This is a genomic window from Rheinheimera sp. MMS21-TC3, assembly GCF_032229285.1.
Lineage (GTDB): Bacteria > Pseudomonadota > Gammaproteobacteria > Enterobacterales > Alteromonadaceae > Alishewanella.
The window spans coordinates 1,537,907-1,564,819 of record NZ_CP135084.1; the positions used below are offsets into that span (position 1 = coordinate 1,537,907).

General features: G+C 41.1%; 23 protein-coding genes, 3 tRNA genes, 3 rRNA genes and 1 riboswitch. Of the genes, 13 read left to right on the forward strand and 16 right to left on the reverse strand.

Annotated features, from left to right (window positions below):
- Positions 1-12 precede the first annotated feature (12 nt).
- Together RDV63_RS07570 and RDV63_RS07575 are read right to left on the reverse strand one after the other, a co-directional pair.
- Positions 13-1,530: a DUF3413 domain-containing protein gene (locus RDV63_RS07570; RefSeq protein ID WP_313908896.1), complete on the reverse strand. Its 1,518-nt coding sequence runs from the start codon at positions 1,528-1,530 to the stop codon at positions 13-15.
- A 10-nt stretch (positions 1,531-1,540) separates the two neighbouring features.
- Complete coding sequence (locus tag RDV63_RS07575; protein WP_313908897.1) at positions 1,541-1,765, reverse strand: DUF1414 domain-containing protein; 225 nt, start codon at positions 1,763-1,765, stop codon at positions 1,541-1,543.
- 69 nt (positions 1,766-1,834) lie between these two features.
- Here RDV63_RS07575 and yejK point away from each other — a divergent pair, with 69 nt between their 5' ends.
- The gene (gene yejK, locus RDV63_RS07580) at positions 1,835-2,878 is read left to right on the forward strand and encodes a nucleoid-associated protein YejK (protein WP_313908898.1); all 1,044 of its coding nucleotides are present in this window, start codon (positions 1,835-1,837) and stop codon (positions 2,876-2,878) included.
- A 3-nt stretch (positions 2,879-2,881) separates the two neighbouring features.
- On the opposite strand, the gene RDV63_RS07585 is transcribed toward yejK, so the two are convergent.
- Genes RDV63_RS07585 through RDV63_RS07595 form a run of 3 tightly spaced genes read right to left on the reverse strand, consistent with a single transcriptional unit; the run spans position 2,882 to position 4,435 of the window.
- Entirely contained in the window at positions 2,882-3,565 is a 684-nt protein-coding gene (locus RDV63_RS07585) for a M15 family metallopeptidase (RefSeq protein ID WP_313908899.1), read from the reverse strand.
- A gap of 1 nt (position 3,566) precedes the next feature.
- Entirely contained in the window at positions 3,567-3,914 is a 348-nt protein-coding gene (locus tag RDV63_RS07590) for an ArsC family reductase (RefSeq protein ID WP_313908900.1), read from the reverse strand.
- A gap of 14 nt (positions 3,915-3,928) precedes the next feature.
- Positions 3,929-4,435: a PTS glucose transporter subunit IIA gene (locus RDV63_RS07595; RefSeq protein WP_313908901.1), complete on the reverse strand. Its 507-nt coding sequence runs from the start codon at positions 4,433-4,435 to the stop codon at positions 3,929-3,931.
- Positions 4,436-4,907: 472 nt separating this feature from the next.
- Here RDV63_RS07595 and yfbV point away from each other — a divergent pair, with 472 nt between their 5' ends.
- A complete protein-coding gene (gene yfbV / locus RDV63_RS07600) occupies positions 4,908-5,354 on the forward strand; it encodes a terminus macrodomain insulation protein YfbV (protein WP_313908902.1) in 447 nt (148 codons plus the stop codon).
- A 25-nt stretch (positions 5,355-5,379) separates the two neighbouring features.
- Here yfbV and xthA read toward each other — a convergent pair whose 3' ends face one another.
- On the reverse strand, positions 5,380-6,186 hold the full coding sequence (gene xthA / locus RDV63_RS07605; protein ID WP_313908903.1) for an exodeoxyribonuclease III: 807 nt from the start codon (positions 6,184-6,186) through the stop codon (positions 5,380-5,382).
- Between the two features lie 119 nt (positions 6,187-6,305).
- On the opposite strand from xthA, the gene RDV63_RS07610 reads away from it, so the two are divergent.
- Together RDV63_RS07610 and deoC are read left to right on the forward strand one after the other, a co-directional pair.
- Entirely contained in the window at positions 6,306-7,007 is a 702-nt protein-coding gene (locus RDV63_RS07610) for a SprT family zinc-dependent metalloprotease (RefSeq protein ID WP_313908904.1), read from the forward strand.
- A gap of 239 nt (positions 7,008-7,246) precedes the next feature.
- Positions 7,247-7,975, forward strand: coding sequence for a deoxyribose-phosphate aldolase (gene deoC, locus RDV63_RS07615; RefSeq protein WP_313908905.1), 729 nt, complete (start codon positions 7,247-7,249; stop codon positions 7,973-7,975).
- 217 nt (positions 7,976-8,192) lie between these two features.
- Here the strand turns inward: deoC and RDV63_RS07620 are convergent.
- Positions 8,193-8,277, reverse strand: a tRNA-Tyr gene (locus RDV63_RS07620).
- A gap of 107 nt (positions 8,278-8,384) precedes the next feature.
- Here RDV63_RS07620 and RDV63_RS07625 point away from each other — a divergent pair.
- Positions 8,385-8,867: a VC2046/SO_2500 family protein gene (locus RDV63_RS07625; RefSeq protein ID WP_313908906.1), complete on the forward strand. Its 483-nt coding sequence runs from the start codon at positions 8,385-8,387 to the stop codon at positions 8,865-8,867.
- 21 nt (positions 8,868-8,888) lie between these two features.
- On the opposite strand, the gene RDV63_RS07630 is transcribed toward RDV63_RS07625, so the two are convergent.
- Both RDV63_RS07630 and RDV63_RS07635 read right to left on the reverse strand, forming a co-directional pair.
- The gene (locus RDV63_RS07630; RefSeq protein WP_313908907.1) at positions 8,889-9,377 is read right to left on the reverse strand and encodes a YchJ family protein; all 489 of its coding nucleotides are present in this window, start codon (positions 9,375-9,377) and stop codon (positions 8,889-8,891) included.
- Positions 9,378-9,451: 74 nt separating this feature from the next.
- Complete coding sequence (locus RDV63_RS07635; protein WP_313908908.1) at positions 9,452-9,898, reverse strand: SulA-like leucine-rich domain-containing protein; 447 nt, start codon at positions 9,896-9,898, stop codon at positions 9,452-9,454.
- A gap of 212 nt (positions 9,899-10,110) precedes the next feature.
- On the opposite strand from RDV63_RS07635, the gene RDV63_RS07640 reads away from it, so the two are divergent.
- The 6 genes from RDV63_RS07640 to rrf all read left to right on the forward strand — a co-directional run bounded on the left by RDV63_RS07640 (position 10,111) and on the right by rrf (position 16,851).
- A complete protein-coding gene (locus RDV63_RS07640; RefSeq protein WP_313908909.1) occupies positions 10,111-10,809 on the forward strand; it encodes a DUF3581 family protein in 699 nt (232 codons plus the stop codon).
- 536 nt (positions 10,810-11,345) lie between these two features.
- Positions 11,346-12,880, forward strand: a 16S ribosomal RNA gene (locus tag RDV63_RS07645).
- A 218-nt stretch (positions 12,881-13,098) separates the two neighbouring features.
- Positions 13,099-13,175, forward strand: a tRNA-Ile gene (locus tag RDV63_RS07650).
- Between the two features lie 223 nt (positions 13,176-13,398).
- Positions 13,399-13,474, forward strand: a tRNA-Ala gene (locus RDV63_RS07655).
- A 279-nt stretch (positions 13,475-13,753) separates the two neighbouring features.
- Positions 13,754-16,635 (forward strand): 23S ribosomal RNA (locus tag RDV63_RS07660).
- Positions 16,636-16,736: 101 nt separating this feature from the next.
- A 5S ribosomal RNA gene (gene rrf / locus RDV63_RS07665) occupies positions 16,737-16,851 on the forward strand.
- Together the 16S, 23S and 5S rRNA genes with 2 tRNA genes alongside form the textbook arrangement of a ribosomal RNA operon.
- A 170-nt stretch (positions 16,852-17,021) precedes the next feature.
- Here the strand turns inward: rrf and thiH are convergent.
- The 5 genes from thiH to thiC are packed head-to-tail and all read right to left on the reverse strand — an operon-like array spanning position 17,022 to position 22,525.
- A complete protein-coding gene (gene thiH, locus RDV63_RS07670) occupies positions 17,022-18,134 on the reverse strand; it encodes a 2-iminoacetate synthase ThiH (RefSeq protein WP_313908910.1) in 1,113 nt (370 codons plus the stop codon).
- The gene (locus tag RDV63_RS07675) at positions 18,131-18,898 is read right to left on the reverse strand and encodes a thiazole synthase (protein WP_313908911.1); all 768 of its coding nucleotides are present in this window, start codon (positions 18,896-18,898) and stop codon (positions 18,131-18,133) included. Before RDV63_RS07675 ends, thiH begins: the two co-directional genes overlap by 4 nt.
- Position 18,899: 1 nt before the next feature.
- The gene (gene thiS / locus RDV63_RS07680) at positions 18,900-19,100 is read right to left on the reverse strand and encodes a sulfur carrier protein ThiS (RefSeq protein ID WP_313908912.1); all 201 of its coding nucleotides are present in this window, start codon (positions 19,098-19,100) and stop codon (positions 18,900-18,902) included.
- Positions 19,101-19,119: 19 nt separating this feature from the next.
- Positions 19,120-20,742, reverse strand: a complete 1,623-nt coding sequence (gene thiE, locus RDV63_RS07685) for a thiamine phosphate synthase (RefSeq protein WP_313908913.1) — start codon at positions 20,740-20,742, stop codon at positions 19,120-19,122.
- A gap of 4 nt (positions 20,743-20,746) precedes the next feature.
- Positions 20,747-22,525 carry a phosphomethylpyrimidine synthase ThiC gene (gene thiC, locus RDV63_RS07690; protein ID WP_313908914.1) on the reverse strand — a complete coding sequence of 593 codons (1,779 nt, stop codon included), beginning with the start codon at positions 22,523-22,525 and terminating at the stop codon, positions 20,747-20,749.
- 94 nt (positions 22,526-22,619) lie between these two features.
- A riboswitch (TPP riboswitch) is annotated at positions 22,620-22,730 on the reverse strand.
- A gap of 147 nt (positions 22,731-22,877) precedes the next feature.
- Here thiC and RDV63_RS07695 point away from each other — a divergent pair.
- Positions 22,878-23,120 carry a DUF4282 domain-containing protein gene (locus RDV63_RS07695; RefSeq protein ID WP_313908915.1) on the forward strand — a complete coding sequence of 81 codons (243 nt, stop codon included), beginning with the start codon at positions 22,878-22,880 and terminating at the stop codon, positions 23,118-23,120.
- A gap of 44 nt (positions 23,121-23,164) precedes the next feature.
- Here the strand turns inward: RDV63_RS07695 and sbcB are convergent, their stop codons facing one another.
- The gene (gene sbcB, locus RDV63_RS07700) at positions 23,165-24,598 is read right to left on the reverse strand and encodes an exodeoxyribonuclease I (RefSeq protein ID WP_313908916.1); all 1,434 of its coding nucleotides are present in this window, start codon (positions 24,596-24,598) and stop codon (positions 23,165-23,167) included.
- Positions 24,599-24,704: 106 nt separating this feature from the next.
- Positions 24,705-25,547: a LysR family transcriptional regulator gene (locus tag RDV63_RS07705; protein ID WP_313908917.1), complete on the reverse strand. Its 843-nt coding sequence runs from the start codon at positions 25,545-25,547 to the stop codon at positions 24,705-24,707.
- A 109-nt stretch (positions 25,548-25,656) separates the two neighbouring features.
- Here RDV63_RS07705 and RDV63_RS07710 point away from each other — a divergent pair, with 109 nt between their 5' ends.
- Positions 25,657-26,835, forward strand: coding sequence for an acyl-CoA dehydrogenase (locus RDV63_RS07710; RefSeq protein ID WP_313908918.1), 1,179 nt, complete (start codon positions 25,657-25,659; stop codon positions 26,833-26,835).
- Positions 26,836-26,913: the final 78 nt, after the last annotated feature.

Consider the following 26,913-nt stretch of genomic DNA (forward strand, 5'->3'; position numbering starts at 1 on the left):
ATTTGTGAATAGTTATTTTTCATGTTCAATGCGTTTTAAAGCGTCAGTTAACATAGGTAAATCAAGCTTCTCTGTTAAAGGTAATAATGTACCAGCTGACCAGACACCATAACTTCCATCTTCGCGTAATATAACCATTTTATCTTTTTTAAAGCTGATGATCTCTTGGCCGCTAATTAATAATTTAGGTAATTTACTGGGTTGCAGTAAATTATCACCAAGCCAGCTATGCTCACTACTACAGCCAGCTTGCGCTAATAAAGTAGGGAGTAAGTCTAAGTGTTGCGACACTTCATAGTGTTGTAACTTAAGTAGCTTTTTCCAATTGGTCCAAGCGACTGTTGGTGCTAGGGTGAACTTTTCATGTTGTGCCACTAATTGCATAATAAGAATATTGTCAAAATGGTCATAGTTAGCCCAGTGTTTATCGGCATGGTCATCAAAAACAATAGCATAGTGGTTTAAGTTTTTTGTTGCTGTTAACCAAGGTAAGGCTAAAAATTCAGTACTATCATCTCGTGCTATAGTCAGTTTTTGTTCAGATAATTGTGCTAACCAAGCAGGGGCTGTTTTTAATACTGTCGAATTAGCGGCATTGTAATAAAACTGACCATATAAGAGATTTACTAAGGCTTCTGTAGTTTGTACCGGAGCAAAGTGCTGCTCTAGCGGTTTAAAATATTTGGCCTGAAAAAACTGTTGCTGTGCAGCGTTAAAGTTCCTGCTAATGATTAACAGGGTGCTTTTGCCTGCAGCAGTGTTATTACACTGCAAGGTTTTATTTGCTTGAAAGGTGTCTGGAACACTCATCTTATCTAATTGCCGTTGAGCGCGCTTAGTTAAATCAACTAATTGATAACGAGCTAAAAAGGTTTTAGCTGTTGCGGGATAAGATAGCGGCAATACATTATCCTGTTTAGTGACATCCCACTTTAAGTTGGCATCAGCATAAATGTGTACTATGTGACTTAACATAAAGCTGCCAACAAATAGCAGCATAAGCGGCTGAGCTAAGCCTGATTGCTTTAAGCGTTCTATTTTCTTCCAACAAAAATTACTTAAGGTTAATTGCAATGCAAACAGTAGTGCAGCAACAGTCATAACTATGATAATAAAATTGCGTAAGTTAGTGACAATTTGCTGACGTAATAGGTCGATTGTTTGTTCAAAAGAAGCTGCACCAATATGATAGCCAAGATTATTATAAACATAGGCATCAAAAATAAGGACGACAAAAGCAGATGTAGCAATAGCAGCGGCAATTCCTCTGACGTGGCGCTGATAGGGAAAGATCAATGAAACCGGAAAAATAGTTAAGATAAAAAACAGAAAACAAAGAAAGGCGGTGTGACCTATCCAATTTAATGCTAAATAGGTCCAGCCTATCACTGAAGAAGGCGCCGGCTCTGCTAGCCAATATGCAGAAGTAACAATTAATGCTAATAGAATATTAAAAAAACTAAACCAATGGCCCCAATTAAGCAGTCGATTTACTTTTTTTACTAAAGACACATTTTGTTCTAACACCATAGTGCTGTACTTACTTATTTTTGCTGGCGATAGAATCAACCAGAGCTTGATTAAAATGTTTAACTATAGTGTCGCGTTGTGCTGTTGGTACGCTGCTATTAACAACATGACTAATAGCATTTCCTAAACACATTAAGCTTAATTCTGTCGTTGCATTCTCAGCGTGCAAGACGTCTAACAACTGATTGACTAAAGTTTCAATCTTAGCGGTGGAATACTTTGATACAATTGCCATGAATTACCTGAAGTTATAATGATTAAACATATAGAATAGTAACAGAATTCAATTTAAACAGGAAAAGTTATGTCAGTAGAAGTAAAACAATTGGCAATAAACCATATAGAGCTAGATGAACAAGCGCAAAGTAAAGCCCATTATCGGCCATCCTTAGTTGAGCCTACAGTAGCCGTTTCCCATTTAATTGAGCAATTACATCTAGCTTACAATGGCAAACCAGCAAAAGGTTATGCTGTATTTAATGCCGATAAACCCCAACAGGTTGTTTCGGCACTTAACGATTGGCAGCAGCAAACTAGTGATTTTACTGTATTAGCTAATGCGGCTACTGCCGAGTTAGTACGGCAATTAATGACCCACCAACTGCCGGAGCAAGGCTATTTTTTAATTTGCCATTACCGCTATTTAGCCAGTGATTATTTACTATTTTGTTTGTTGGGTAGCAAGGACCATTTTGCTTTAAGTGACGAATTAGAGCTAGCTACTTCGCGTCATCTTGATATTGCTAGAATGCAATTAGCCGCTCGGATTGATTTAACGGCATATCAAACCTCAGCACAGTCAGGTAATTATTTAAGCTTTATACGCGGCAGAGCTGGGCGTAAAGTGGCAGATTTCTTTTTAGACTTTTTAGGTTGTGAAGAAGGAACTGATGCTAAGGCAAATAGCAAAGTGGTTTTATCCTCTGTTGAAGAATACTTTAGTGCAGCTGAGTTTGATGATACTGAAAAAAATGATAGTAGAAAGCAAGTATACCAGTACTGCGAAGAGCGAGCTAAATCTGGCCAAGAAGTGGTGTTGTCAGAGCTTTCCGCTGTAGTAGATGAGCAAGAGCAGCAAGGGTTTATGCGCTATTGTCAAGAGCAGCAGCTTGCAGTAGCAGAGCAGTTTCCTGTAGAAGTGAAAGAGTTAAAAAACTTAGTGAAATTTGCCGGCCAAGGCGGCGGCTTGTCGCTTAGCTTTGAACAAAAGTTGCTCGGTGATAGAGTCCAGTATGATGCCCATAGTGATACTTTACTAATTAAAGGCACACCTCCAAATTTACGTGATCAACTGCAGCGTTTTGTTCAAGGCTATTCATCGTTTGAACATAAAGTAAAAAATGAATAATATTTAGCGACAAATGTTTTGCACATACTGTTGGTAGATATCGGCTAAATGCATTAACACAGCTTCTTGTTCAGCAACAGGATTTTTTTTAATACAAGCTGCGAGTAATTGACAACTTAACTGTTGCTGATATTGATCAGCAACAGGTGCAAAACTGATATGCCATGGTTCTGCTGCAACACCTTGTTGATAATATTTATAAGGCATAAAAAAGCCGAAGCTGCTTGCGTGCTGCTCTAACCATTTCTTCATGGCAAAAAAGGGTCCGCCAACTTGATATTCTACAGGCTCGAGGCGAGGCTGATAATCACTTGCTACGGCGTTAGTATCGTAGAGATCAATATCTGTCCCCCAATGATGCCTGCTTGCTCCTGGCAAAGCTGAAAACAGCAATACAGCATTGAGTTTTGCTCTTGTATTCAAGCTTTCAAGGCAAACTGGCTGATTATTTAAATCATATACCGTGCGCTTACCAGAAAGTTTGGCCTGCCAAATTTGAGCTTGACGCTGATAAGAGCGAAATGCTGAGACTATTGATAACTTAATACCGTCTTTTTTTGCAGCTGTAGCCATAGCATCAAACTGTTGAGATGCTTCTGGCTGCAATTTAAAGCCATCATCTCGTTGGATTAAATGCTGTTGGGATAATCCAGTGATGCAGGTAATTAAATCAAAGTTAGATGCCATATTAAAGATCAAAAATTTGTTGGTATTGCTCGGGTTTAAATCCGAGGTGATATTGTTCTTTATGCCATAATAGAGGGCGTTTAATCATTGCCGGTTGGGCTAGCATTAATGCTAGAGCTTTAGTTTCATCTAGATTCTCTTTATCCTCTTGCGGTAATTGGCGGTAGGTTGTGCCTCGGGTATTAAGTAAGTTTTGCCAACCACAAGCAGCTGAAAACTCGGCTAATAGTTCTGCTGTTAAACCATCTTGGCGATAATCTATATAAGTGAAGTCTAATTGTTGTTCGGTTAGCCATTTCAATGCTTTTTTAATGGTGTCACAATTCTTAATGCCATATATTTTAGTCATATCAACCTTAGTATTTATTTTGAGTAAGTTTGCACAATAACTGCTGCGTTGTGAGCGGCAAGTACCCGACGCTCGCAGCAAAATAAAGCTTTAATTATAGGATGTGGCAGAATCATTAAAACACAATAAAGAGGTTGCTGACTATTAAACCAATGTTGTTCTATTTGTATGATCTCTTGACCTGCATCCACATCTATAGCCGAGATACTTAAGCGTCTAATAGCTTTAGCGTGTTGGGTAAACAAAGCTAAAGGTAAGTCCAATTGAACACTAATGCCTGATTTATGAGTAAAGCGGATCCGGCGGTTACCATGTAAATAAGCCGTTAGCTTAGCTTTAAATGGTGCTTTAATTACACCTTGGTGCAACTTAATACACAAAGCTTGATCTAATAGCATAGAGTGGTATAAAAAATCAGGATGCGCTTTCAATGGTAAAATATCACCACTTACAGGACTTTTAATACCAATACCACGTATATCGCCTAATTGTGGTAACCATTGTAAAGCTGTATTGACCATAATTAAGTTTTATCCTTCTTTACTGATGATTACTGTATAATAATGCGAATAATTTGTCTGCTAACAAGGTTAAATGACATTAATTTTGCGAGTAACAAGCAAGCGTTTTGGTCATATGGTACTTTTTCGTGGCTTTGACCTGTAAAACGTCTTAAAAAGTGTTTTTTTATAGGATAAATAAACATCAAAAATCAATTATTCTGATAGAGTCTAGTGTCATCTTGTCCACAATTTCTGTGGATAAGCTTGTTAGTAACACTGTTTACTTTGATTAAGTTGTTGATTTAAATGTGATAATCTTATTGGCACATTATTTGTTAGTTTTAGTTGGTTGTAAATAAGCAGCTTAAGCATAGTTAACACGTTTTTATGATTAGTAAGCGGTTAGTTTAAGTTATAATAATCCATATGAAATATCACTTAGCTTTATTATAAGTTATATTATCGTTACAGTATTAGCTAGGAGGTTGCGATGTTATTTTCACTTTTATCTATAGTTAAAAAAGGTCATCATTACAGCAAGCAATGGCCAAGCCAATCTGAATTAAATAGCTTATTTCCAGAAAATAAAATTATATTGTTGACTGCTTTAGCCAGTAGATACTTACCTTTTTTAGCTATGGCAACAGCTTATGTCCAATACAGTTTATTGGGTAGTGAATTTTTAATCCAAATTGTCGCAATGATGCTATTTATTGCAACCTTACCTTTACAGGGGTTTTATTGGTTAGGTGTAAGAGCAAAAACTAAACTTTCACCAGCTCATGCTGCTTGGTTTCGTCAGATCTGCAATAAAATGCAGCAACATGGGCTTGAATTACCACAATATAAACAGCCAAGCCGTTATATCGATTTAGCTCATGTATTACAGCAAGCATACCGGCAGTTAGATAAAGCCTTTATTCGCGAGTGGATTTAATTATAAAGGCTTTACCATGTGGTACTTATTTAAACACAGACCAAACAGGTGCATGATCTGAAGGCTTATCAATGCCTCTTAATTCATAGTCAATATCGCTTTCAATACAACGCTTTGCTAAGGCTTCTGTTGCTAAAATGACATCTATCCTTAGGCCGCGGTTATCTAAAAAGCCTTTTGAGCGGTAATCAAACCAGCTATATCTATCTGTTACGTTAGGATGTAAGTTTCTAAAAGTATCGCTTAGTCCCCAATTCTTTAAACGCTGCAGCCATTCTCGCTCTTCAGGTAAAAATGAGGTCTTTCCTTCACGCAACCAACGTTTAGCATTGGCTTCACCAATACCAATATCTAAGTCAATTGAAGAAATATTAATATCACCAATAACGGCTAATAACTCATCAGGTGTGTGATGAGTGTTAAGGTAGTTTTGTAGGTCATCATAAAATTTTTCTTTGGCAGGAAACTTGATTGGATGGGCACGGTTTTCGCCTTGTGGAAAATATCCATTCAAAATAGTCACAGCTTCACCATCAGGCATAGAAAAGCGACCAATTAACATTCGACGCTGAGCATCCTCTTCATCTGTGGGGAAACCGTACTGCATTGCTAAAGCAGGCTCTTTGCTTAAAATGGCGACACCATAATGTCCTTTTTGGCCATGGTGATAGACATGATAGCCCATGGCTTCTACATCCGCTAACGGAAATACATCATCATGCACCTTAATTTCTTGCAGACCAATAATGTCTGGTTGGTGCTTAGTAATGAGTGCTTGTAGTTGATGTAGCCTGGCACGAATTCCGTTGATGTTAAAGGATATTACTTTCATATTTGCTTATTTCCTACTTATAAGAGAGATACAAAATCAAGAGGATAATAACACTTTATGCAGTGCTATGGCACAATGCTGTGGTTTGCTAACTAGGCTTTAGATAATTGAGGAGTAGAATGTCGGGATTACAAATAAATGAGGAGCTTTATAATTATACTTTGCACTATAGTAAACGACGTAGTTTAGCTATCCAAGTTAAAGCTGGCAAAGTTATAGTTAGAGCACCGCTTACGTTACCTAAGACGAAAATTACAGACTTTTTGCAGCAAAAGCAGCAATGGATTTTAAATAAAATACAGAGCACAGCAAGATTAACCACGCCTTGTTGGCTAGCAGAAAAACGAATTCCATTATTTGAGACAATTTTGCAACTCGATATACAACAAGGGCGTAAAAGTAGCGTTCAGCAACATCAGGATAGATTAATCGTTACTATATCATCTCGAGTTAACTCTGAGCGTGTTAATTTAGTTCAGCAGCAACTTATTATAAATTGGTATAAACAGCAGGCCTTAGATTGGTTTACTATCCGCGTACAATATTGGCAGCAGCTATTAAAAGTACAAGCTACAGAAATTATTATTGGAGGTTGGTCAAGTAAATGGGGTTATTGTCGTTCTGATGGTAGATTAGGCTTCAATTGGCGTTTATTAATGGCACCTACTTGGGTAGCTGACTATGTTGCTCTGCATGAAGTCTGTCATTTACGATATTTAAACCATTCGTCGCAGTATTGGCAATTAGTTAGAAAACACTGTGCAGATATAGAACAAGCTAAGCAGTGGCTAAAAGATAACCAGCATAAACTTGTTATATAACGGTATAGGTAAAAAAAAAGTCGCCAACAACAGTGCGGGCGACTAAACAAGGACATCTGTAGGGAGATTATGAATTACTACTAACATATAGACTATCAAAAAAGTAAAAGATTCAATTTATTTATAAATAATTTTGCCAGTTTTGCTTTTAGGTATAGTTTATCTTAAGCTGCTCAACGTTTTAAATATTGACTTTAATAATACAGCCAGCAGTGCTGCATAATAATTGGAACAACTACATGACAAATTCACTGCGGTTACAACAACTGGTTAAGTTGGTTGATATAACTAGATTAGAAGATAACGACAATAATCCTGCTTTTGATGCTTGGCTTTCGGCTTTACCTAAATTGCCTTATGCAGCTTATTGTGTTTATCCAGAGTATTTACCTGTCCTTGTACAGAATAAGTCCCATTTAAAAAATGCTAACTTAGCAACGGTAGTGAATTTTCCTACTGGTGATTTGGCTACTGATATTGTTTGTGAGCAAATTCAGCTAGCTATTCAAGCTGGTGCTACAGAGATAGATTGTGTTTTACCTTATAAAGCGTTAATGCGTGGTGAGCATGGGATAGTAAAAAACTTTTTATATGACATTCGGCAGGCTTGCGGCGATCTGTGTTTAAAAATCATTATTGAATCTGGTGAGTTAATTACAGCACAACAAGTAGCTAAAGCAGCAGAATTAGCTATTGAATGTGGCGCTGATTTTATTAAAAGTTCAACGGGTAAAGTCACTTTTGGGATCAGTGAAGAAGCAGCAAGAATAATTTTAACAGTTATAGCCGCTGCTGAAAGAACAGTAGGCTTTAAAGCCTCCGGTGGTATACGCACTGTTGAGCAAGCAATTAATTTAATTCAATTATACGAGCAAATCACTGGCCAAATTGCTACTTGCGCTACTATGCGCATAGGTGCTAGTAGTTTAATAACAGAACTAGTTAAGCAATTAGAGCAAAGTACATAAATATAAAGATACAGCCACTTCTGACAACAACTAATAGAGCAAGGAAGCTCAGTTTAGCTTAATAACAGCAAAGGATGATTGCGCTGACAATACTAGATTATAAAAAATAGAGCTAAGCTATCGTTTGTTTAGTATTTTATGGCTCTTAATAAAATGTTTATAGAAGTGAGAAGTTTCTAAAGCTTTTACTGATATTATTTGAAAGCAAATAATAAAATGGTGGAGGGGGAAGGATTCGAACCTTCGAAGGCAGTGCCAGCAGATTTACAGTCTGATCCCTTTGGCCACTCGGGAACCCCTCCACGAGTGCGCAGCATCTTACCAAATTAAACTTTGATGTAAAGTAAATTACTAAACTTTTTTGTCTGACTGCCGATAAAAGAGTCAACTATCATTATAAATTCTTAATATGACCCAAATAATTAATGAATGGCAGCTAGACACAAGGTTAAATAGTGCCTTACAAAATAAGCACAAAGGAGACTTTTCGCTATTTCTAGCTTTATTAAGCACAGCTGTTGAAGAAAATGCAGAGTTTTTAACCCCTGACAGTATTAAAGAGACTTTGCCAAAGCGAAATCTACAGCAGCAATTTAATATTAGCCAGCAACGGCAGTTTTCTTGGCAAGATGATGATGAAGGCATGATCATTAAATATGGCCGAGCTTTGCAACAGTCAGGATTAAAGCAAGTAAAGTTAATTAGTTATTTAAAGCCAGAGCCTCTAGCTTTTACAGATGATAAGACAAAACTACCCTTAGAATTATGGCAAAGTTTGGATACCCATAGTAAACGTCGTTTAACTGCAACCAAACAATTACAGAAACAAATTGCTGATCCTACGGCTTTATATGAGGTGCTAGAAAAGATTCATAAAACCGAAGCAGCATAACGACTTGCAGTAAACTATACATTAATAGTTAAGATTTGAGCTGCCAGATGGTAAATGAATTAAGCATTGTTTAAGTTTTTTTTTACTACCGCAAGGGCATAAATCATTACGGCCAATTTTTTTGCTTGGATACTCTGTAAGATCACCGGCTACATATAGCCAACGAGTATCAAAGACAAAGCGAGAGTTTTCTGTAAATTGAAATAATGTGTTTCCCTGTAGATAAGCCACCGTAAATTTAACCCAGCCTTCATTGCTCTCTTGCTGGCTTGATATAATCTGTAAATTTATAAAATGGCTACTTTGTGCAAAATCAGTGATTTGTTGTATTGAATTGTTTAGCCGCATACTTGGGTGATAAGTAGCATAAATATAAGCGGAGTCTTTTAAGCAATAGGCACTATAACGCGAACGCATTAACTGCTCGCAGTTTTGTACCTGCTGAGTGTTATTAATATAAGGTTGACAGCACTGTATTAAACTTTGTTGAGATCCACAAAAACAACGCACAAAATCTCCTAACACTAAAATTGAGTATTTTACGCTAAGTTAAACTACCAGCAATAGGCTAATTAGTTTAAAACTTAATGTGCCTGTAGTTTATGACATAAATTTTCATACTGATAAAACCAGGTATGGTGTTGTGCGGCTAACTTTTGACAATATTGCTGATCAATATCTGTTAATGCCTTACCGCAATTAATCACTACTTTGCAATTACCAGAACTAAGGGTGGTATGAATAACGGTATTGAGTTTAGTCAATTGCTGCTTATGAATAACCAGCACTTTGTGTAAAGGTAATTGACTCATTTTTGCAAGGAGCTGAATAACTTCTTTATCTGGTGCTAATAGTACTATCCAACCTGGCTGGTTTTGATGTTGCTTAATTAATTGCATCAGCATTCGTTGCTGAAGAGGAATCGTCTTATTATATATGCTAGTTAATTGCTGTAATGAAGCGACCTGGCTGTTGTCATAGCTAGCCTTAATATCAACTGATAACACTGACAGCTCTAAAGTATTATTCATCTCAATTCCTATGTGTTTATTTATACAGTGTATAAATATACAGTAGATCTAATTTAAACCAAAATCAAGTGTTTTATAAAGAGTAAAAAATTGCATTATCAGGGAGCGCGCTAGTAAAAGTTACAAATAGAAACTAATTATCACTGGCTAGACCATTATTCAGAGAAAAGCAGGTATTATGTAATGATGTTTATAAATTAAGTTGGTCGTGGATGTTAATAGAACAGTATGTAACTCAAACCGAAACAGGTTTTAGTTTTAGTCGTCAGCAATCGAGTGATTTTGCTAAACAAGTAGCCTCAGACTTCAATCCTTTACATGATGTCGATGCAAAAAGGTTTTGTGTGCCTGGTGATTTAATGTTTTCTTACTTGTTAACTAAGTTTGGTTTAACTGAACAAATGAGTTGCCAGTTTTCAGGTATGGTGGCAGCAGACACTCAGTTATGTACAAAACAGCAAGAAAATGTGTTAACAGTTACCGATAAGCAAGATAAAGCTTATTTATCGATAACTAGAAGTGGTGTAGTTTTTGATGACTTAACTATCATCGAACCATTGATCAAAGATTACGTCCGTTTTTCGGGACAAAACTTCCCATACATTTTACAGCCTCTAATGCAACAGCACCAAGTGATGATTAACCCTTCTCGGCCGTTGGTGATATATGAGAGTATGTCATTGCAATTTAATTGCCTACCACAACAAAAAGTGGAGTTAAAATTATCTAACTCGACACTTAATGTCCAAGGTAAGCGCGGTAATGTTGTATTAGAGTTTAGTTTAATATCAGCGGGTGAGCTGATAGGTAAAGGTGAGAAGAGAATGATCCTCAGTAATCTTATGCCTTATTGTGATAAACAAATGCAATTAATGGTGCAAGAATACAATAATCGTAAAGTAGCGGCTTAAATTTACAGTAATTAAGCTAAGCTGCCTGAAATATCAGCAGTTAACCAATTTATTTCAATAAAGGCTTGCGCCTTATGATTTACACTCTATAATATGCGCCTCGCCAACGGGGAACTACACTGATAGCAATATATTGCAGGGTAGTGCAGCTCTCCAATTGGTTTAAGAAGTGAGTCAAAATTCTTTTTAAAAGAGGCTTGACAGCAAGGCTTAAATCTCTAAAATGGCGCCCTCGCTTCGCAGTGGTAACAAACACTGTAAAGCAGGCAAGAAAGTCAGGTGTGAAGATAGGTTTTACGCTAGCTAAATTAGCAAAAAGAATTATCTTCACGCTTGACTTAAAAACTGGGAAGTGTAACATACGCCTCCCGCTTCTTAAGTAGAAGCACGCTCTTTAACAATTCGCAATCAATCATCTGTGTGAGCACTTATGATGGCATTTCACAAAAATGAAATACATCGGTTGAGTGACTACACATAGAAATATGTTTTAAGTCAGTACAATTGAGCAGCTACTTAGGTAGCAGAAAGAACTTTAATAGAAGAGTTTGATCATGGCTCAGATTGAACGCTGGCGGCAGGCCTAACACATGCAAGTCGAGCGGTAACATGCCTTCGGGTGATGACGAGCGGCGGACGGGTGAGTAATGCGTAGGGAACTGCCAAGCAGAGGGGGATACCAGTTGGAAACGACTGTTAATACCGCATAACGTCTACGGACCAAAGAATGGGACCTTCGGGCCATTCGCTGTTTGATGTACCTACGTGAGATTAGCTAGTTGGTGAGGTAATGGCTCACCAAGGCGACGATCTCTAGCTGGTTTGAGAGGATGATCAGCCACACTGGGACTGAGACACGGCCCAGACTCCTACGGGAGGCAGCAGTGGGGAATATTGGACAATGGGCGCAAGCCTGATCCAGCCATGCCGCGTGTGTGAAGAAGGCCTTCGGGTTGTAAAGCACTTTCAGCGAGGAGGAAGGGGTAAGTGTTAATAGCGCTTATTTTTGACGTTACTCGCAGAAGAAGCACCGGCTAACTTCGTGCCAGCAGCCGCGGTAATACGAGGGGTGCAAGCGTTAATCGGAATTACTGGGCGTAAAGCGTACGTAGGCGGTTAATTAAGTTGGATGTGAAAGCCCCGGGCTCAACCTGGGAATTGCATTCAAAACTGGTTGGCTAGAGTATGTGAGAGGGGGGTAGAATTCCAAGTGTAGCGGTGAAATGCGTAGAGATTTGGAGGAATACCAGTGGCGAAGGCGGCCCCCTGGCACAATACTGACGCTGAGGTACGAAAGCGTGGGGAGCAAACAGGATTAGATACCCTGGTAGTCCACGCCGTAAACGATGTCTACTAGCTGTTCGCGGTCTTGTACTGTGAGTAGCGCAGCTAACGCACTAAGTAGACCGCCTGGGGAGTACGGTCGCAAGATTAAAACTCAAATGAATTGACGGGGGCCCGCACAAGCGGTGGAGCATGTGGTTTAATTCGACGCAACGCGAAGAACCTTACCTACTCTTGACATCTAGCGAAGATTGTAGAGATACGATTGTGCCTTCGGGAACGCTAAGACAGGTGCTGCATGGCTGTCGTCAGCTCGTGTTGTGAAATGTTGGGTTAAGTCCCGCAACGAGCGCAACCCTTATCCTTAGTTGCCAGCACGTAATGGTGGGAACTCTAGGGAGACTGCCGGTGATAAACCGGAGGAAGGTGGGGACGACGTCAAGTCATCATGGCCCTTACGAGTAGGGCTACACACGTGCTACAATGGTATGTACAGAGGGAGGCAAGCTGGCGACAGTGAGCGGATCTCATAAAGCATATCGTAGTCCGGATCGCAGTCTGCAACTCGACTGCGTGAAGTAGGAATCGCTAGTAATCGTGGATCAGAATGCCACGGTGAATACGTTCCCGGGCCTTGTACACACCGCCCGTCACACCATGGGAGTGGGTTGCAAAAGAAGTAGATAGCTTAACCTTCGGGAGGGCGTTTACCACTTTGTGATTCATGACTGGGGTGAAGTCGTAACAAGGTAACCCTAGGGGAACCTGGGGTTGGATCACCTCCTTACCTTAAGTGATATGAAGTTATAAGTGTTCACACACATGATTGATTGCAGAGATAGAGCAAATAAAGTTTATTGCGAAGTTCGTTATAATTAATGGATAACGCAGGATGTTTTGCTTAGAGCGAGGCGGCAGCTGAGCGAGAGAAGGCGTGTACTGTAGTACATAACTGATTGAGTGAAGTTGGCAACGATGCAATAAGTAAAACAGACCAGTTAGACCGGGTCTGTAGCTCAGGTGGTTAGAGCGCACCCCTGATAAGGGTGAGGTCGGTAGTTCGAGTCTACTCAGACCCACCAGATTCACTTTATGCGTCGTTGCAGCAAGCCTCACATACGAAAGTATGCTTCGGTTCACAGCGCCTAGCCTAAACTGAATTTACGATTATCAATAACACTTATTACAAAGGTTTTTGTGTTAGGCGAGATATACGACGAGTAAGAGAAAGAGTTGGCTAGTGCCAATGACTGAACGAGCGAGGAAGTATAGCGAAGCATAACGCAAAAAGATGAAGTAAGAAGAGGGGTTATAGCTCAGCTGGGAGAGCGCCTGCCTTGCACGCAGGAGGTCAGCGGTTCGATCCCGCTTAACTCCACCATCAACTATTATGCGTTGTTGCACTAAACCTCACATACAAAAGTATGCTTCGGTTTACCGCGCCTAGCCTAATAGCCGATGGCTAAATAATTTGCTCAACAAATTCAAATCAAACGGTTCTTAATCAAGAATAGTTTGATTTGAGTTTAATCTCAAACTGCTCTTTAACAATTTGGCAAGCTGAAAGTAAAAAGAAACAAGCTAAGCAACCGCTTCTTTATAAGAAGTGAGTGTGACGCAAGACACACTGTATAATACTCAAGACATCTTGGGGTTGTATGGTTAAGTGAATAAGCGTACACGGTGGATGCCTTGGCAGTCAGAGGCGATGAAGGACGTGTTAATCTGCGAAAAGCTTAGGTAAGGTGATAAAAACCGTTATAGCCTAAGATATCCGAATGGGGAAACCCAGTGCATTTATGCACTATCGTTACATGAATACATAGTGTAACGAGGCGAACCGGGAGAACTGAAACATCTAAGTACCCCGAGGAAAAGAAATCAACCGAGATTCCGTCAGTAGCGGCGAGCGAACGCGGACTAGCCCTTAAGCTAGCTAGGTGTTAGTGGAATACGTTGGAAAGCGTAGCGATACAGGGTGATAGCCCCGTACACGACAATACCTTTTTAGTGAAAACGAGTAAGACGGGACACGTGATATCCTGTTTGAACATGGGGGGACCATCCTCCAAGGCTAAATACTCCTGACTGACCGATAGTGAACCAGTACCGTGAGGGAAAGGCGAAAAGAACCCCTGTAAGGGGAGTGAAATAGAACCTGAAACCGTGTACGTACAAGCAGTGGGAGCCCCTTCGTGGGGTGACTGCGTACCTTTTGTATAATGGGTCAGCGACTTACATTTTGTAGCAAGGTTAACCGAATAGGGGAGCCGTAGGGAAACCGAGTCTTAACTGGGCGATAAGTTGCAGGGTGTAGACCCGAAACCGGGCGATCTACCCATGAGCAGGTTGAAGGTTGGGTAACACTAACTGGAGGACCGAACCCACTAATGTTGAAAAATTAGGGGATGACTTGTGGGTCGGAGTGAAAGGCTAATCAAGCTCGGAGATATCTGGTTCTCCTCGAAAGCTATTTAGGTAGCGCCTCGAGCGAATACCATTGGGGGTAGAGCACTGTTTGGGCTAGGGGGTCATCCCGACTTACCAACCCCATGCAAACTCCGAATACCAATGAGTACTACTCGGGAGACACACGGCGGGTGCTAACGTCCGTCGTGGAAAGGGAAACAACCCAGACCGCCAGCTAAGGTCCCAAAGTAATGATTAAGTGGAAAACGATGTGGGAAGGCATAGACAGCTAGGAGGTTGGCTTAGAAGCAGCCATCCTTTAAAGAAAGCGTAATAGCTCACTAGTCGAGTCGGCCTGCGCGGAAGATGTAACGGGGCTAAATCATTCACCGAAGCTGCGGACTTGTGCTTGCACAAGTGGTAGAGGAGCGTTCTGTAAGCGGTTGAAGGTGTACCGGGAGGTATGCTGGACGTATCAGAAGTGCGAATGCTGACATGAGTAACGATAAGGGGAGTGAAAAACTTCCCCGCCGAAAGACCAAGGGTTCCTATCCCATGTTAATCAGGGTAGGGTGAGTCGACCCCTAAGGCGAGGCTGAGAAGCGTAGTCGATGGGAAACGGGTTAATATTCCCGTACCGACCAATACTGCGATGGGGTGACGGAGAAAGCTAGGCAGGCGCGGCGTTGGTAGTCCGCGTGAAAGTAAGTAGGCTGAGAAACTAGGCAAATCCGGTTTCTTAAGGCTGAGATACGAGACGAGTGTCCAAGGACACGAAGCTGTTGATGCTATGCTTCCAGGAAAAACCTCTAAGCTTCAGGTATTGGTGATCGTACCCTAAACCGACACAGGTGGTCAGGTAGAGCATACCAAGGCGCTTGAGAGAACTCTGCTGAAGGAACTAGGCAAAATAGTACCGTAACTTCGGGAGAAGGTACGCTCTGGTGTGTTAAGGACTTGCTCCGTAAGCATACTAGAGTCGCAGTGACCAGCTGGCTGCAACTGTTTATTAAAAACACAGCACTCTGCAAACTCGTAAGAGGACGTATAGGGTGTGACACCTGCCCGGTGCCGGAAGGTTAATTGATGGGGTTAGCGCAAGCGAAGCTCTTGATCGAAGCCCCGGTAAACGGCGGCCGTAACTATAACGGTCCTAAGGTAGCGAAATTCCTTGTCGGGTAAGTTCCGACCTGCACGAATGGTGTAATGATGGCCAGGCTGTCTCCAGCAGAGACTCAGTGAAATTGAAATTGCGGTGAAGATGCCGTATACCCGCGGCTAGACGGAAAGACCCCGTGAACCTTTACTATAGCTTGGCACTGAACATTGACCCTACATGTGTAGGATAGGTGGGAGACTTTGAAGCTGGAACGCTAGTTCTAGTGGAGTCAACCTTGAAATACCACCCTTGTATGTTTGATGTTCTAACGTTGGCCCCTAATCGGGGTCGTGGACAGTGCCTGGTGGGTAGTTTGACTGGGGCGGTCTCCTCCTAAAGCGTAACGGAGGAGCACGAAGGTTGGCTAAGTACGGTCGGACATCGTACGGTTAGTGTAATGGTAGAAGCCAGCTTAACTGCGAGACAGACACGTCGAGCAGGTACGAAAGTAGGTCATAGTGATCCGGTGGTTCTGTATGGAAGGGCCATCGCTCAACGGATAAAAGGTACTCCGGGGATAACAGGCTGATACCGCCCAAGAGTTCATATCGACGGCGGTGTTTGGCACCTCGATGTCGACTCATCACATCCTGGGGCTGAAGTCGGTCCCAAGGGTATGGCTGTTCGCCATTTAAAGTGGTACGCGAGTTGGGTTTAGAACGTCGTGAGACAGTTCGGTCCCTATCTGCCGTGGGCGTTGGATGATTGAGTGGAGTTGCTCCTAGTACGAGAGGACCGGAGTGAACGAACCGCTGGTGTTCGGGTTGTCATGCCAATGGCACTGCCCGGTAGCTACGTTCGGAACGAATAAGCGCTGAAAGCATCTAAGCGCGAAGTCGGCCACGAGATGAGTCATCCCTCAGACTTAGAGTCTGCTAAAGGGTCGTTGAAGACCACAACGTTGATAGGTCAGGTGTGGAAGCGCAGCGATGTGTTAAGCTAACTGATACTAATTGCCCGTGTGGCTTAACCATACAACGCCCAAGCTGTTTTGACGCCAGAGTGCGTAAAAGAAGTATTATAGTGTGTCGAATTACCTAAGCTTGCTGAATTAAAGAGCACAAACAGTTTTTTGCCTGGTGGCAATAGCGCTGTGGAACCACCTGATCCCATTCCGAACTCAGAAGTGAAACGCAGCTGCGACGATGGTAGTGTAGCATTCGCTATGCGAGAGTAGTTCACCGCCAGGCACCCAATAACAGACCCCAGCTCGATGAGCTGGGGTTTTTTATTGTCTGCGATTGGCTGGTAACTGCTCGAGTAAGCGACCGCAAAGTAGTTTTCACCGCCACGATGACATGTCATTACTCAATATAAAAGCCCGCATAACGGGCTTATAGAAATTGAAATTTTATATTTATCAACGGCCTAAATAAGGCTCCCAGTCTTTCCATACAGGTTGTAAGCCTTGCTGGATTAAACTATCTGCCACTTGCTTAGGTGAGCGTTGATCATCAATGCTAAATTGTTCTAAGCTTTCTGGTGCTACACTATAACCACCTGGTTGTGTTTTTGAGCCGGCGCTAACACTAGTGATTGCTACTGGTACCACTGCTTGTCTAAATTCAATTGACTCGCGTGTCGATAATGTTATCTCTAACTCAGGGGCAAATAACCGAAACGCACAAATTAATTGAATGAGTTCTTTATCAGTAATGGGCGCTTGTACTTCTGTACCCCCGCTACAAGGCCTGATCCTTGGTATAGACAGGCTATAACGGCTTTGCCAGTAACGCTGTTGTAGATACTGCAAATGACTGGCGAGCATAATAGCGTCGGTTCTCCAGTCAGTTAAGCCAAGTAAGATCCCTATGCCTATTTTATCTATGCCTGCAGCGCCTACTCGATCAGGGGCATCTAATCGCCAGTGAATATCTGTTTTTTTCCCTTTTAAATGGTACTGTTGATAGGCTTTTTCTGAATATGTTTCTTGGTATAACATAACAGCATCAACGCCAGCGGCTTTTAGTTGTTGGTATTCGTCTGTTGTTAATGGCTGAACCTCTAATTGCACACTGCTAAAATAGCGCCTAACTACTGGCATGATGCTAAGAAAGTAGTCAATGCCAACTTTTCTTTCATGCTCGCCACTGACTAATAACACTTGGTTAATACCTAGTGACTTTATAGCAATACATTCTTGCTCAACTTCCTCTGGGCTTAGTGTTCTGCGTTTCACTTTTTGGCTTAATGAAAAACCGCAATAGGTACACTCATTAGCACACAGATTTGATAAGTATAAGGGCGCATATAATTGTACTGTAGCACCAAATCTCTGCCTGGTGTGTTGCTGTGCTTTTTGTGCTATCTGGGCTAAATAGGGCATAGCTTTTGGAGCTAGCAATATTTGTAAGTCTGCTAAATTTAAACGTGGTTTGGCTAAAACGCGCTCTACATCCTGCTCATTAGCTGCACGGCTTTGTAGTTGGCAAGCTTGCCAATCCATGGCTTGCCATTGGCTATAGAAACTCATAATTGTTGAATAAAATTAGCAAGAGGGCTAGTTGCTGCAGCTACACTTTGTTGCTGGGCTAAGCCTGCTTTATAGGCTTGTCGTCCAGCTTTGACGGTGTATTTAAAGGCTTCGGCCATGGCTGTAGGGGATGAGCTTGTTGCTATAGCGGTATTGATTAATACCGCATCTGCACCAATTTCAAGTGCCGCAGCAGCGTGAGAGGGCTTGCCTAAGCCGGCATCTATTATTACTGGCACAGTGGCTTGTTCAATAATAATTTCTAGCATGCTTAGGTTTTTTAAGCCTTGATTTGAGCCTATTGCTGCCGCTAATGGCATCACTGCGGCGCAGCCAACTTGCTCTAACCGTTTACATAGCACCGGATCTGCACTGCAGTAGGGTAAAACAACAAAGCCTCGTTTTACTAATTCTTCTGCTGCTAATAAGGTTTCTATTGGATCAGGCATTAAGTAGCGTGGTTCTGGGTGTATCTCTAGTTTTAGCCACTGTGTGCCTAGAGCGTCGCGTGCGAGTTCAGCTGCAAATATCGCTTCTTTTGCATTTTTAGCTCCAGATGTATTAGGCAGCAGTTGTACGCCTAATTTTTGTAAAGGGCTAAGTATATCGTCTTCTTGGCGTGATAAATCTAGCCTTTTCATGGCTAGTGTAATTAACTCACAGCCGCTGGCTATTACAGCTTCTTGCATTGCCTTTGGGCTTGAAAATTTACCACTGCCCATTAATAAGCGACTATCAAATGTTTTATCCGCAATTTTGAGCATCTTAGCCTCCAGTTACTATTTGAAACAGTTGTACTGCATCATTTGCTTTTAGTTGGTATTGTTGCCAAGTGCTTTTGTTTATTACGCTGTTATTAACAGCAACTGCAAGTCCGTTTTGATTAATATTTTGACTTAGCAGAACCTGCTGTAAGCTTATATCGCTTGTAACCTCTGTCGGTATATCATTAATAGTAATTTGCATATTAACGCTCGAATTGGTTCTAGAATTGCTTCTGGAAATATTGGCTGAATAGTTTTTTTAATGCGATAAATGCTTGCGTAGGCTCTTGCTGTGCCGTTATCGCTGTTACAACTGCAACACCATCGACTTGACATTCAAGTACCTGTGGTAATCTTGTCGCATTTATTCCGCCTATAGCGACGGTAGGTATGGGATGGCACAACTGCTTGTAACGTTTAAGCTTCTCTAAACCTTGTGGCTTTGATGGCATATCTTTTGTTGTAGTGGGGTAGATATGTCCTAATGCTATATAAGATGGCTTTAGCTCAATAGCGTTTAGCACTTCTTGATAACTGTGTGTCGAAATACCTAAGCGTAGCCCTGCTTGGTTTATCGCAACTAAATCAGCAGTCAGTAAGTCTTCTTGACCTAAATGAACGCCATAAGCGCCATGTTTAATGGCTAGCTGCCAATAATCGTTAATAAATAGCCTTAAATGATATTTTTTAGCTAAGTTAACTGCTGCAATAATTTGCTGCTCTATTTCTGTTTCAGTCGCTTTGATTTTACCATCTTGCTTAATACGAAGCTGAACAGTATCTAAGCCGTGTGGCGCTAAAAGCGCTAACCATTCGCAGCTATCAAGCACAGGATATAGGCCAATAGGTGTTTGCATAGAGCTATAAGGTTGCAGCTGTGTTTTATTGCATATAGCTCTTAGCTGCGGAAAATACTCTCTATTTTTAGGCCATGTATCTAATGATAAACATCCTGCGCCTTTGCCCGTTGCATAAGCTTTAGCTAAGCCTTGCTGAATACAAGCATTACCAATAATCAGGGCATCTTCTACTGTATAATCATGCGCTAAAGCTGTGCTAATGCTGCTTGAAAGTACGCAACCTGTACCATGATTATGTTTAGTGTTTATGCGTTTATTGTGCACTGTAAATGCCGCTTGTCGTGAGCGATATAGTGTGTCTGTAACCTTGTTAGAGCTTTGGTCATGGCCACCTGTAACTAATACTGCTTTTACTCCTTGAGCTAAAAGCGCCTTAGCTTGTTGCTCCAGCGTCGATGTATTTTGCTGGCTTTGCCAGCTGGCTTTATCGGTTATTAGTTTACCTTGGCTGAGTATGGCTAATTCTGGGTAGTTAGGTGTTATTAGATCAATCAAAGGCAATAACTGCTGCCATGCTAAGACTAATTCTTGTTTAGCAAAGTCATAACCTGTACTACTACTAAAAACAGGATCGGCTATTACCTTAAAGTTAAATTGATATTTATTCTTGCCAATCCATTGAGTTAAAGCGATTAACTGCTCGGGATCTGCAATAAGGCCAATTTTTATAACCTTGGGTGGCATGTCGGCGATTAAACAATCTAACTGGCTGATAAATAACGCTAAGCTGACATTAGTATAGCCAGTTATACCTAGGCTATTCTGAGCCGTAATGCAGCTAATAACACTACAGCCGTGACAGTCTAGCGCTTTGAATGTATGCAAATCTGCCTGAATACCAGCGCCACCTCCTGAGTCTGAGCCAGCTAGGGTCCAGACTATAGGCTTAGCTATCGTTGACTCAACGATGATAGACTCAGTTGATGACGGCTCTGGTCCTGTGTTAATCTCGGTGCTAGCCACCGCGTTAGTATTATCCAGCATCTATTTAATCTTCCTGATGCTTTATTTGTTGATTTATCCGCATTGAACAGAATTTGGGCCCACACATTGAGCAAAACTGTTCGTTGTCTGAGCCCTCATGGCCTAAAGTCTCATCGTGATAGGCTTTAGCGGTAAAAGGGTCAAGTGATAAATTGTATTGGTCTTGCCAACGAAATTCGTATCTAGCTTTAGATAATGCATTATCTCGCAGTTGTGCTGCTGGGTGACCTTTTGCTAAGTCAGCAGCATGGGCAGCAATTTTATAGGCTATGAGGCCTTGTTTAACATCTTCTTTATTCGGCAAACCTAAGTGTTCTTTCGGCGTGACATAACACAGCATGGCACAGCCGAACCAACCAATCATTGCAGCACCTATACCCGAGGTAATATGATCATAACCAGGGGCGATATCTGTGGTTAAAGGACCTAAGGTATAAAAAGGGGCTTCATGGCAATGTTTAAGTTGCTCGGTCATGTTTTCTTGAATTAACTGCATTGGTACATGGCCTGGGCCTTCAATCATCACTTGCACGTCATAACGCCAAGCAATTTTTGTTAATTCGCCTAAGGTGCGTAATTCTGCAAATTGGGCTTCATCATTGGCGTCTGCAATGCTACCAGGGCGCAAGCCGTCACCTAAAGAAAGTGAAATATCATAAGCTGCACATAGCTGACATATTTGTTCAAAATGTTGGTATAAGAAGTTTTCTTGTTCAAATATATTACACCACTGCGCCATAATGGCGCCGCCACGAGAGACGATACCAGTTACACGTTTAGCTGTTAGCGGGATAAAGTCCTTTAATACGCCAGCATGAATAGTGAAGTAATCGACACCTTGCTCAGCTTGCTCTAGTAGGGTGTCATAAAAAACTTGCCAATTTAACTTTTCAACATCGCCTTTAACTTTTTCTAAGGCTTGATAAATTGGCACAGTGCCAATTGGTACAGGGCTGTTTCTTAATATCCAATCACGAGTTTGATGAATACGTCTACCTGTAGATAAATCCATTACAGTATCAGCACCCCAACGAGTAGCCCAGACTAACTTTTCGACTTCTTCTTCTATACTTGAAGTGACGGCAGAATTGCCAATATTCGCATTCACTTTAACCTTAAAGTTACGGCCAATAATCATTGGCTCCGCTTCTGGGTGATTAATATTTAAAGGGATAATAGCGCGGCCAGCGGCAACTTCTTGGCGAACAAACTCTGCGGTAATTTGTTTTGGCATAGCGCCGATAAAGTTTTCACCTGCATGCATTTTGCCTTGATTGCTTAGGTTGTCAGCTTGTTCAACCTGCATATTTTCACGCAGAGCAATATAATGCATTTCAGGGGTAATAATACCCGCACGAGCATAATGCAGTTGGGTAACGGCTTTACCGTTGATAGCCCGTCTTGGTTTATGGGTGAATTCTGTAATTTGTTCATCTAAGCTTATTTCGGTATAAGCTGGCAGTGGTGATATTTCTGTATCTTGGCGTTGCTCAATCCATTCTTGGCGTAGTTTAGGTAAGCCTTTTAAAATATCTAAAGGTTGATCCGGATCACCATATGGGCCTGAGGTGTCATAAACAGATAAGCTAGGATTAATGAATTCGGTGCCGTCGGCTTTCTTAGTTGGTGTAAGGTGGATATCTCTTACTGGTACTTTAACTTGGCTATCTTGGCAGGTTAAATAACGCCGAGTGGAACCAGGAAAGGTTTCGCCGCGTAAGGTATTAATGTAAGCCCTAGCATGGGCACGTAGTTCACGATTAGAAATTTGAGTTTTAGACATAGCAAGCTCCGATATACAAGTTGAAGTTGCTTGTCCGGAGTGGGGCAGGATAGTGCAGACACGCTTCCACAAAGTGGATCGGTGCTGTGATAAATACTGTTTTCCCCTTGTTTCCCTTCGCAGGTATTAGCCTGATCAGGTTCAACGGATCCCGTTTTCACGGTCTCAGCCCGCATTAATTAGCTAGGCACTCCGACAAGTAGTGCCGAATTATAGCTATTCGTTACGCAAAAGCAATGGTTGTGCTTTAAGTATGTTAATAAGTTAACTCATCGGAGTTGCTGATTGGTTGTGAGTGACATAGTGTGTTAGTTACAGATACTTCTGTAACATATAATTATAAGAGGAATTTATGAGAGAATTGTTTTTTTTTGATTCAATGCTTACACCCAAGATTATTACCTTTGTTTATTGGCTGTTATTGCTTGCGGTTTTAATAAGTGGATTAGGAGCTATGTTTACTCAATACGGTAGTTTTGTTTCAGGCGTAGGCATTTTAGTTTTAGGTAGTATAGGTGTTAGAATTTGGTGTGAGATGTTAATTGTTCTTTTTAAGATCCATGAAAATTTAAGAAAAATAGCAGATAAAGAGTAAGACAAATACACCGGCTTTTGTCGGTGTATTTATCTAAAAAACTACTATAAATTTTCTACATATAAATATAAGGCTTTTAGAATTTTCATTTTTTGTTCGTCATCAGCATGGCTATGGGCTGCATTTTCTAGTGCTAGGCTAAACTCTTCCATTGTTAAATTAGGCTGATCGACCCCGTGCATTATTTTATCAGTACGGTATTGTTGCCACTGTTGTTGCTCACTGTCTGTTAGGCTTGCTGGATAGTTTCGAGCTCGGTACAAAAAAATCAGTTTATTTAATCTGTCATCACTAAAAACCGGCGCAGAAACAGCAAGTTGCTCTGGGGTTAACTGATGTAAGTGCTGCATCTTTTCTTTATCACTATTGCTGATAAAACCGCTATATAATTGATAATCTGGATTGCTTTCTACTGGGTAGTCATCAAGCTGTTGGTAGACTTGCAAGGCTTTACTTTGCACTTCTGGATGTTTTTTTAACCAGTCTAAATGTTGTAAGCATTGGCTGCGATTTATACCTAACTCTGCGGCTCTTGATTCACTTAGGGTTTTAGCCGGTGAGAGTACCGGGCATTTATTTAGGTGAATAAGCTTTAAGCCCAAACGCTGCTCACCTTCGGCTAAATCAATGGTTTTGGTGTATAGCTTCTGTTGTAAGGTTGCAATGTCATCAGCTAATAATGGGCTAGGATCAGCTTGTAAATTATAACAAATAACTGCATTTTTATTGCTGGGGTGATAAGCCAGTGGCACTATCCAACTGACACAACCTTGCATCGCCGGAAATTTTGACGATACATGGACTAAAGGCGTCATGCCGGCGACGTCAATTAAGGCTGAAGTCGCTGCTTTTTTACGTAAATTAAACAAGTAATCATAGAGTTTAGGTTGTTTTTGTTTAATTAATTTGGCTATAGCAATAGTGGCATAAACATCAGATAAAGCATCATGCGCTTGTTCGTGCTCTAAGCCATTGGCTTTACTTAATAGCTCTAATTTAAAGCTGGGACTGCCGTCTTCGCGAAGTGGCCAATTGATACCTTCAGGGCGTAAAGCATAACAAGCTCGCACCATATCTATGATATCCCAGCGGCTATTACCATTTTGCCATTCGCGGCCATAAGGCTCGTAAAAGTTACGAAATAAACTATGCCGGGTGACTTCATCGTCAAATCGTAAACTGTTGTAACCTAAAACACAGGTATTAGCTTGGCTAAAACGCTGGAGAATTTTAGCCATAAATTCAGTTTCAGCTAGGCCTTTTTTATTACATAGTTGTGGGGTTAAACCGGTAATTAAAGCCGCTTCAGGGTGAGGCAAATAATCATTTGCCAACTGGCAATACCAGTTATCTGGCTCAGCAATAATATTTAAATCTAAATCCGTCCGGATCCCGGCAAACTGGGCTGGCCGGTCACGTTTAGGATCAGCCCCCCAAGTTTCATAGTCATAAAAGTATAAGCTTGCTTCAGTTGTCATAGCGATAGCAGACCAATTAGTATAGTTAAAACAATAAATTATATTGGCTATTGTAGCAGTTACTACATTATTTACGTACGGTAGTGAGTAAATTAGTCATGATGAACTAATGCTTATTGGCTGTTTGCTGGCATAACTGGCTTAATATTTTTATCGGCTGACTGCCGTTGCTACGTCTGTACGCTAAACCTATAGTGCGCTGTAAAGCAACTTCATCTATTGTTTTGAATATTACATCACTGCGTTGAGTTAAGTTATAAAAATCGGGTACTAAAGCGCAACCAATACCGGCGGAGACTAAGCCCAAAGCGTATTCTATTGTTTGAATATCAGCCCTAATATCTGGTTTTATATTGCGCCGTCCTAGTTCAGGATATAATGAGTTCCAGGCGTCGCAAGGCGTGCGTTTAATTAAAGGTAAGTTTTCAAAATCGGCTAAGGCAATAGAAGCTTTTAAAGTTAAGGGTAAAGAAGGAGGAATGGCTAACATATAGCTATCGTTCCAAATAGGTTCGAATACTTCACCTGCTTTTAATTGGCCAGCGGTAATGATTCTGGCATCACATTGCTCAGTTGGTTCTACTAAATGTAGCTCTAAACCTTCAACTAATAAGCTAAATTCGCGAAGTAATTGACTCATTCGCTCTACACCTAAAGCTTTAATTAATCCTAGCTTAAATTGTACTTTTTTTATAGGAAGTAAAAAGCTAGCTTTAATTGAGTTAACTTGGCTGACTAAACGTCCTGCATGGCCATATAGCTTGTCGGCATCTTCCGTAGGGGATACCCCTTTTGGTAGACGGGTAAATAAAATAACCCCAAGCTCTTGTTCTAATTGGCGGATAGCTGTGGAGAGCGAAGGCTGTGTAATACAGCATTGACGCGCTGCTGCGCTAATACTGCCTTGTTCGTAGACGGCAATAAAGTAGCTTAGTTGTCTTACATCCATAGTTTAAAACTATACCTGATACAGTATTATTATAGTTTAACTGTACATCAAAGCAGGCTATTGTGGCTATAACCATTATTATTAAGCTGGTTTTATTAAGGAATATAATATGACACGTGCTCATTTTGACTGGCAAGACCCGTTTCAATTCTCTGCAATGTTAACTGAAGAAGAACGCATGATCCGCGATACTGCCCATCAGTATTGCCAAGAAAAGCTTATGCCACGTATTTTACATGCCAACCGAGATGAACATTTTCATCGAGAAATTATGACGGAATTGGGCGAGCTAGGGTTATTAGGCGCTACCTTGCCGGAAAAATATGGTTGCTCAGCGGTTAACTATGTTTGCTACGGTTTAGTGGCACGTGAAGTCGAGCGGGTTGATAGTGGTTATCGTAGTGCCATGAGTGTGCAGTCTTCGTTAGTGATGCATCCAATTTATGAATATGGTAGTGAAGAGCAACGCATGAAGTATTTACCTAAGCTGGCAACAGGGGAGTGGGTAGGTTGTTTTGGCTTAACTGAGCCAGATTCGGGATCAGATCCTGCCAGTATGCGTACTACAGCTAAAAAAAATGGCCAAGGTTATATTTTAAACGGCACTAAGATGTGGATCACTAATTCGCCAATAGCCGATGTGTTTGTAGTATGGGCTAAGCTTGATGGGGTGATTAGGGGCTTTGTGTTAGACAGAGGTACCAAAGGTTTAAGCGCACCTAAAATTGAAGGCAAGTTTTCACTACGGGCCTCTATTACCGGTGAAATTGTCATGGATAATGTTCAGGTTGGTGAAGATGCATTGTTACCTAATGTCAGCGGTTTAAAGGGCCCCTTTGGTTGTTTAAATAAAGCCCGTTACGGTATTGCCTGGGGCGCTTTAGGTGCGGCTGAATTTTGTTGGCATGCTGCGCGTCAATATACCTTAGATCGGCAGCAATTTGGCCGGCCATTAGCAGCAACGCAGTTAATTCAGAAAAAACTCGCGGATATGCAAACCGATATCAGCATTGGTTTATTAAGTTGTTTACAAGCTGGGCGTTTAATGGATCAAAATCAATTAGCACCTGAGACAATTTCTTTAATTAAACGTAACTCATGCGGTAAAGCTTTAGATATTGCCCGTGTAGCGCGTGATATGCATGGTGGTAATGGTATAGCAGATGAGTTTCATGTGATCCGTCATGTGATGAATTTAGAAGCAGTTAATACTTACGAAGGTACTCATGATGTGCATGCCTTAATTTTAGGTCGGGCACAAACAGGTATAGCGGCCTTTGCCGGTTAATAACTTAGTCTAAGTTCACTAGGTCTAGGTTCACTAGTTAATTTACCGCTTAATTTATTAGTAAGTTTAGCGGTAAAT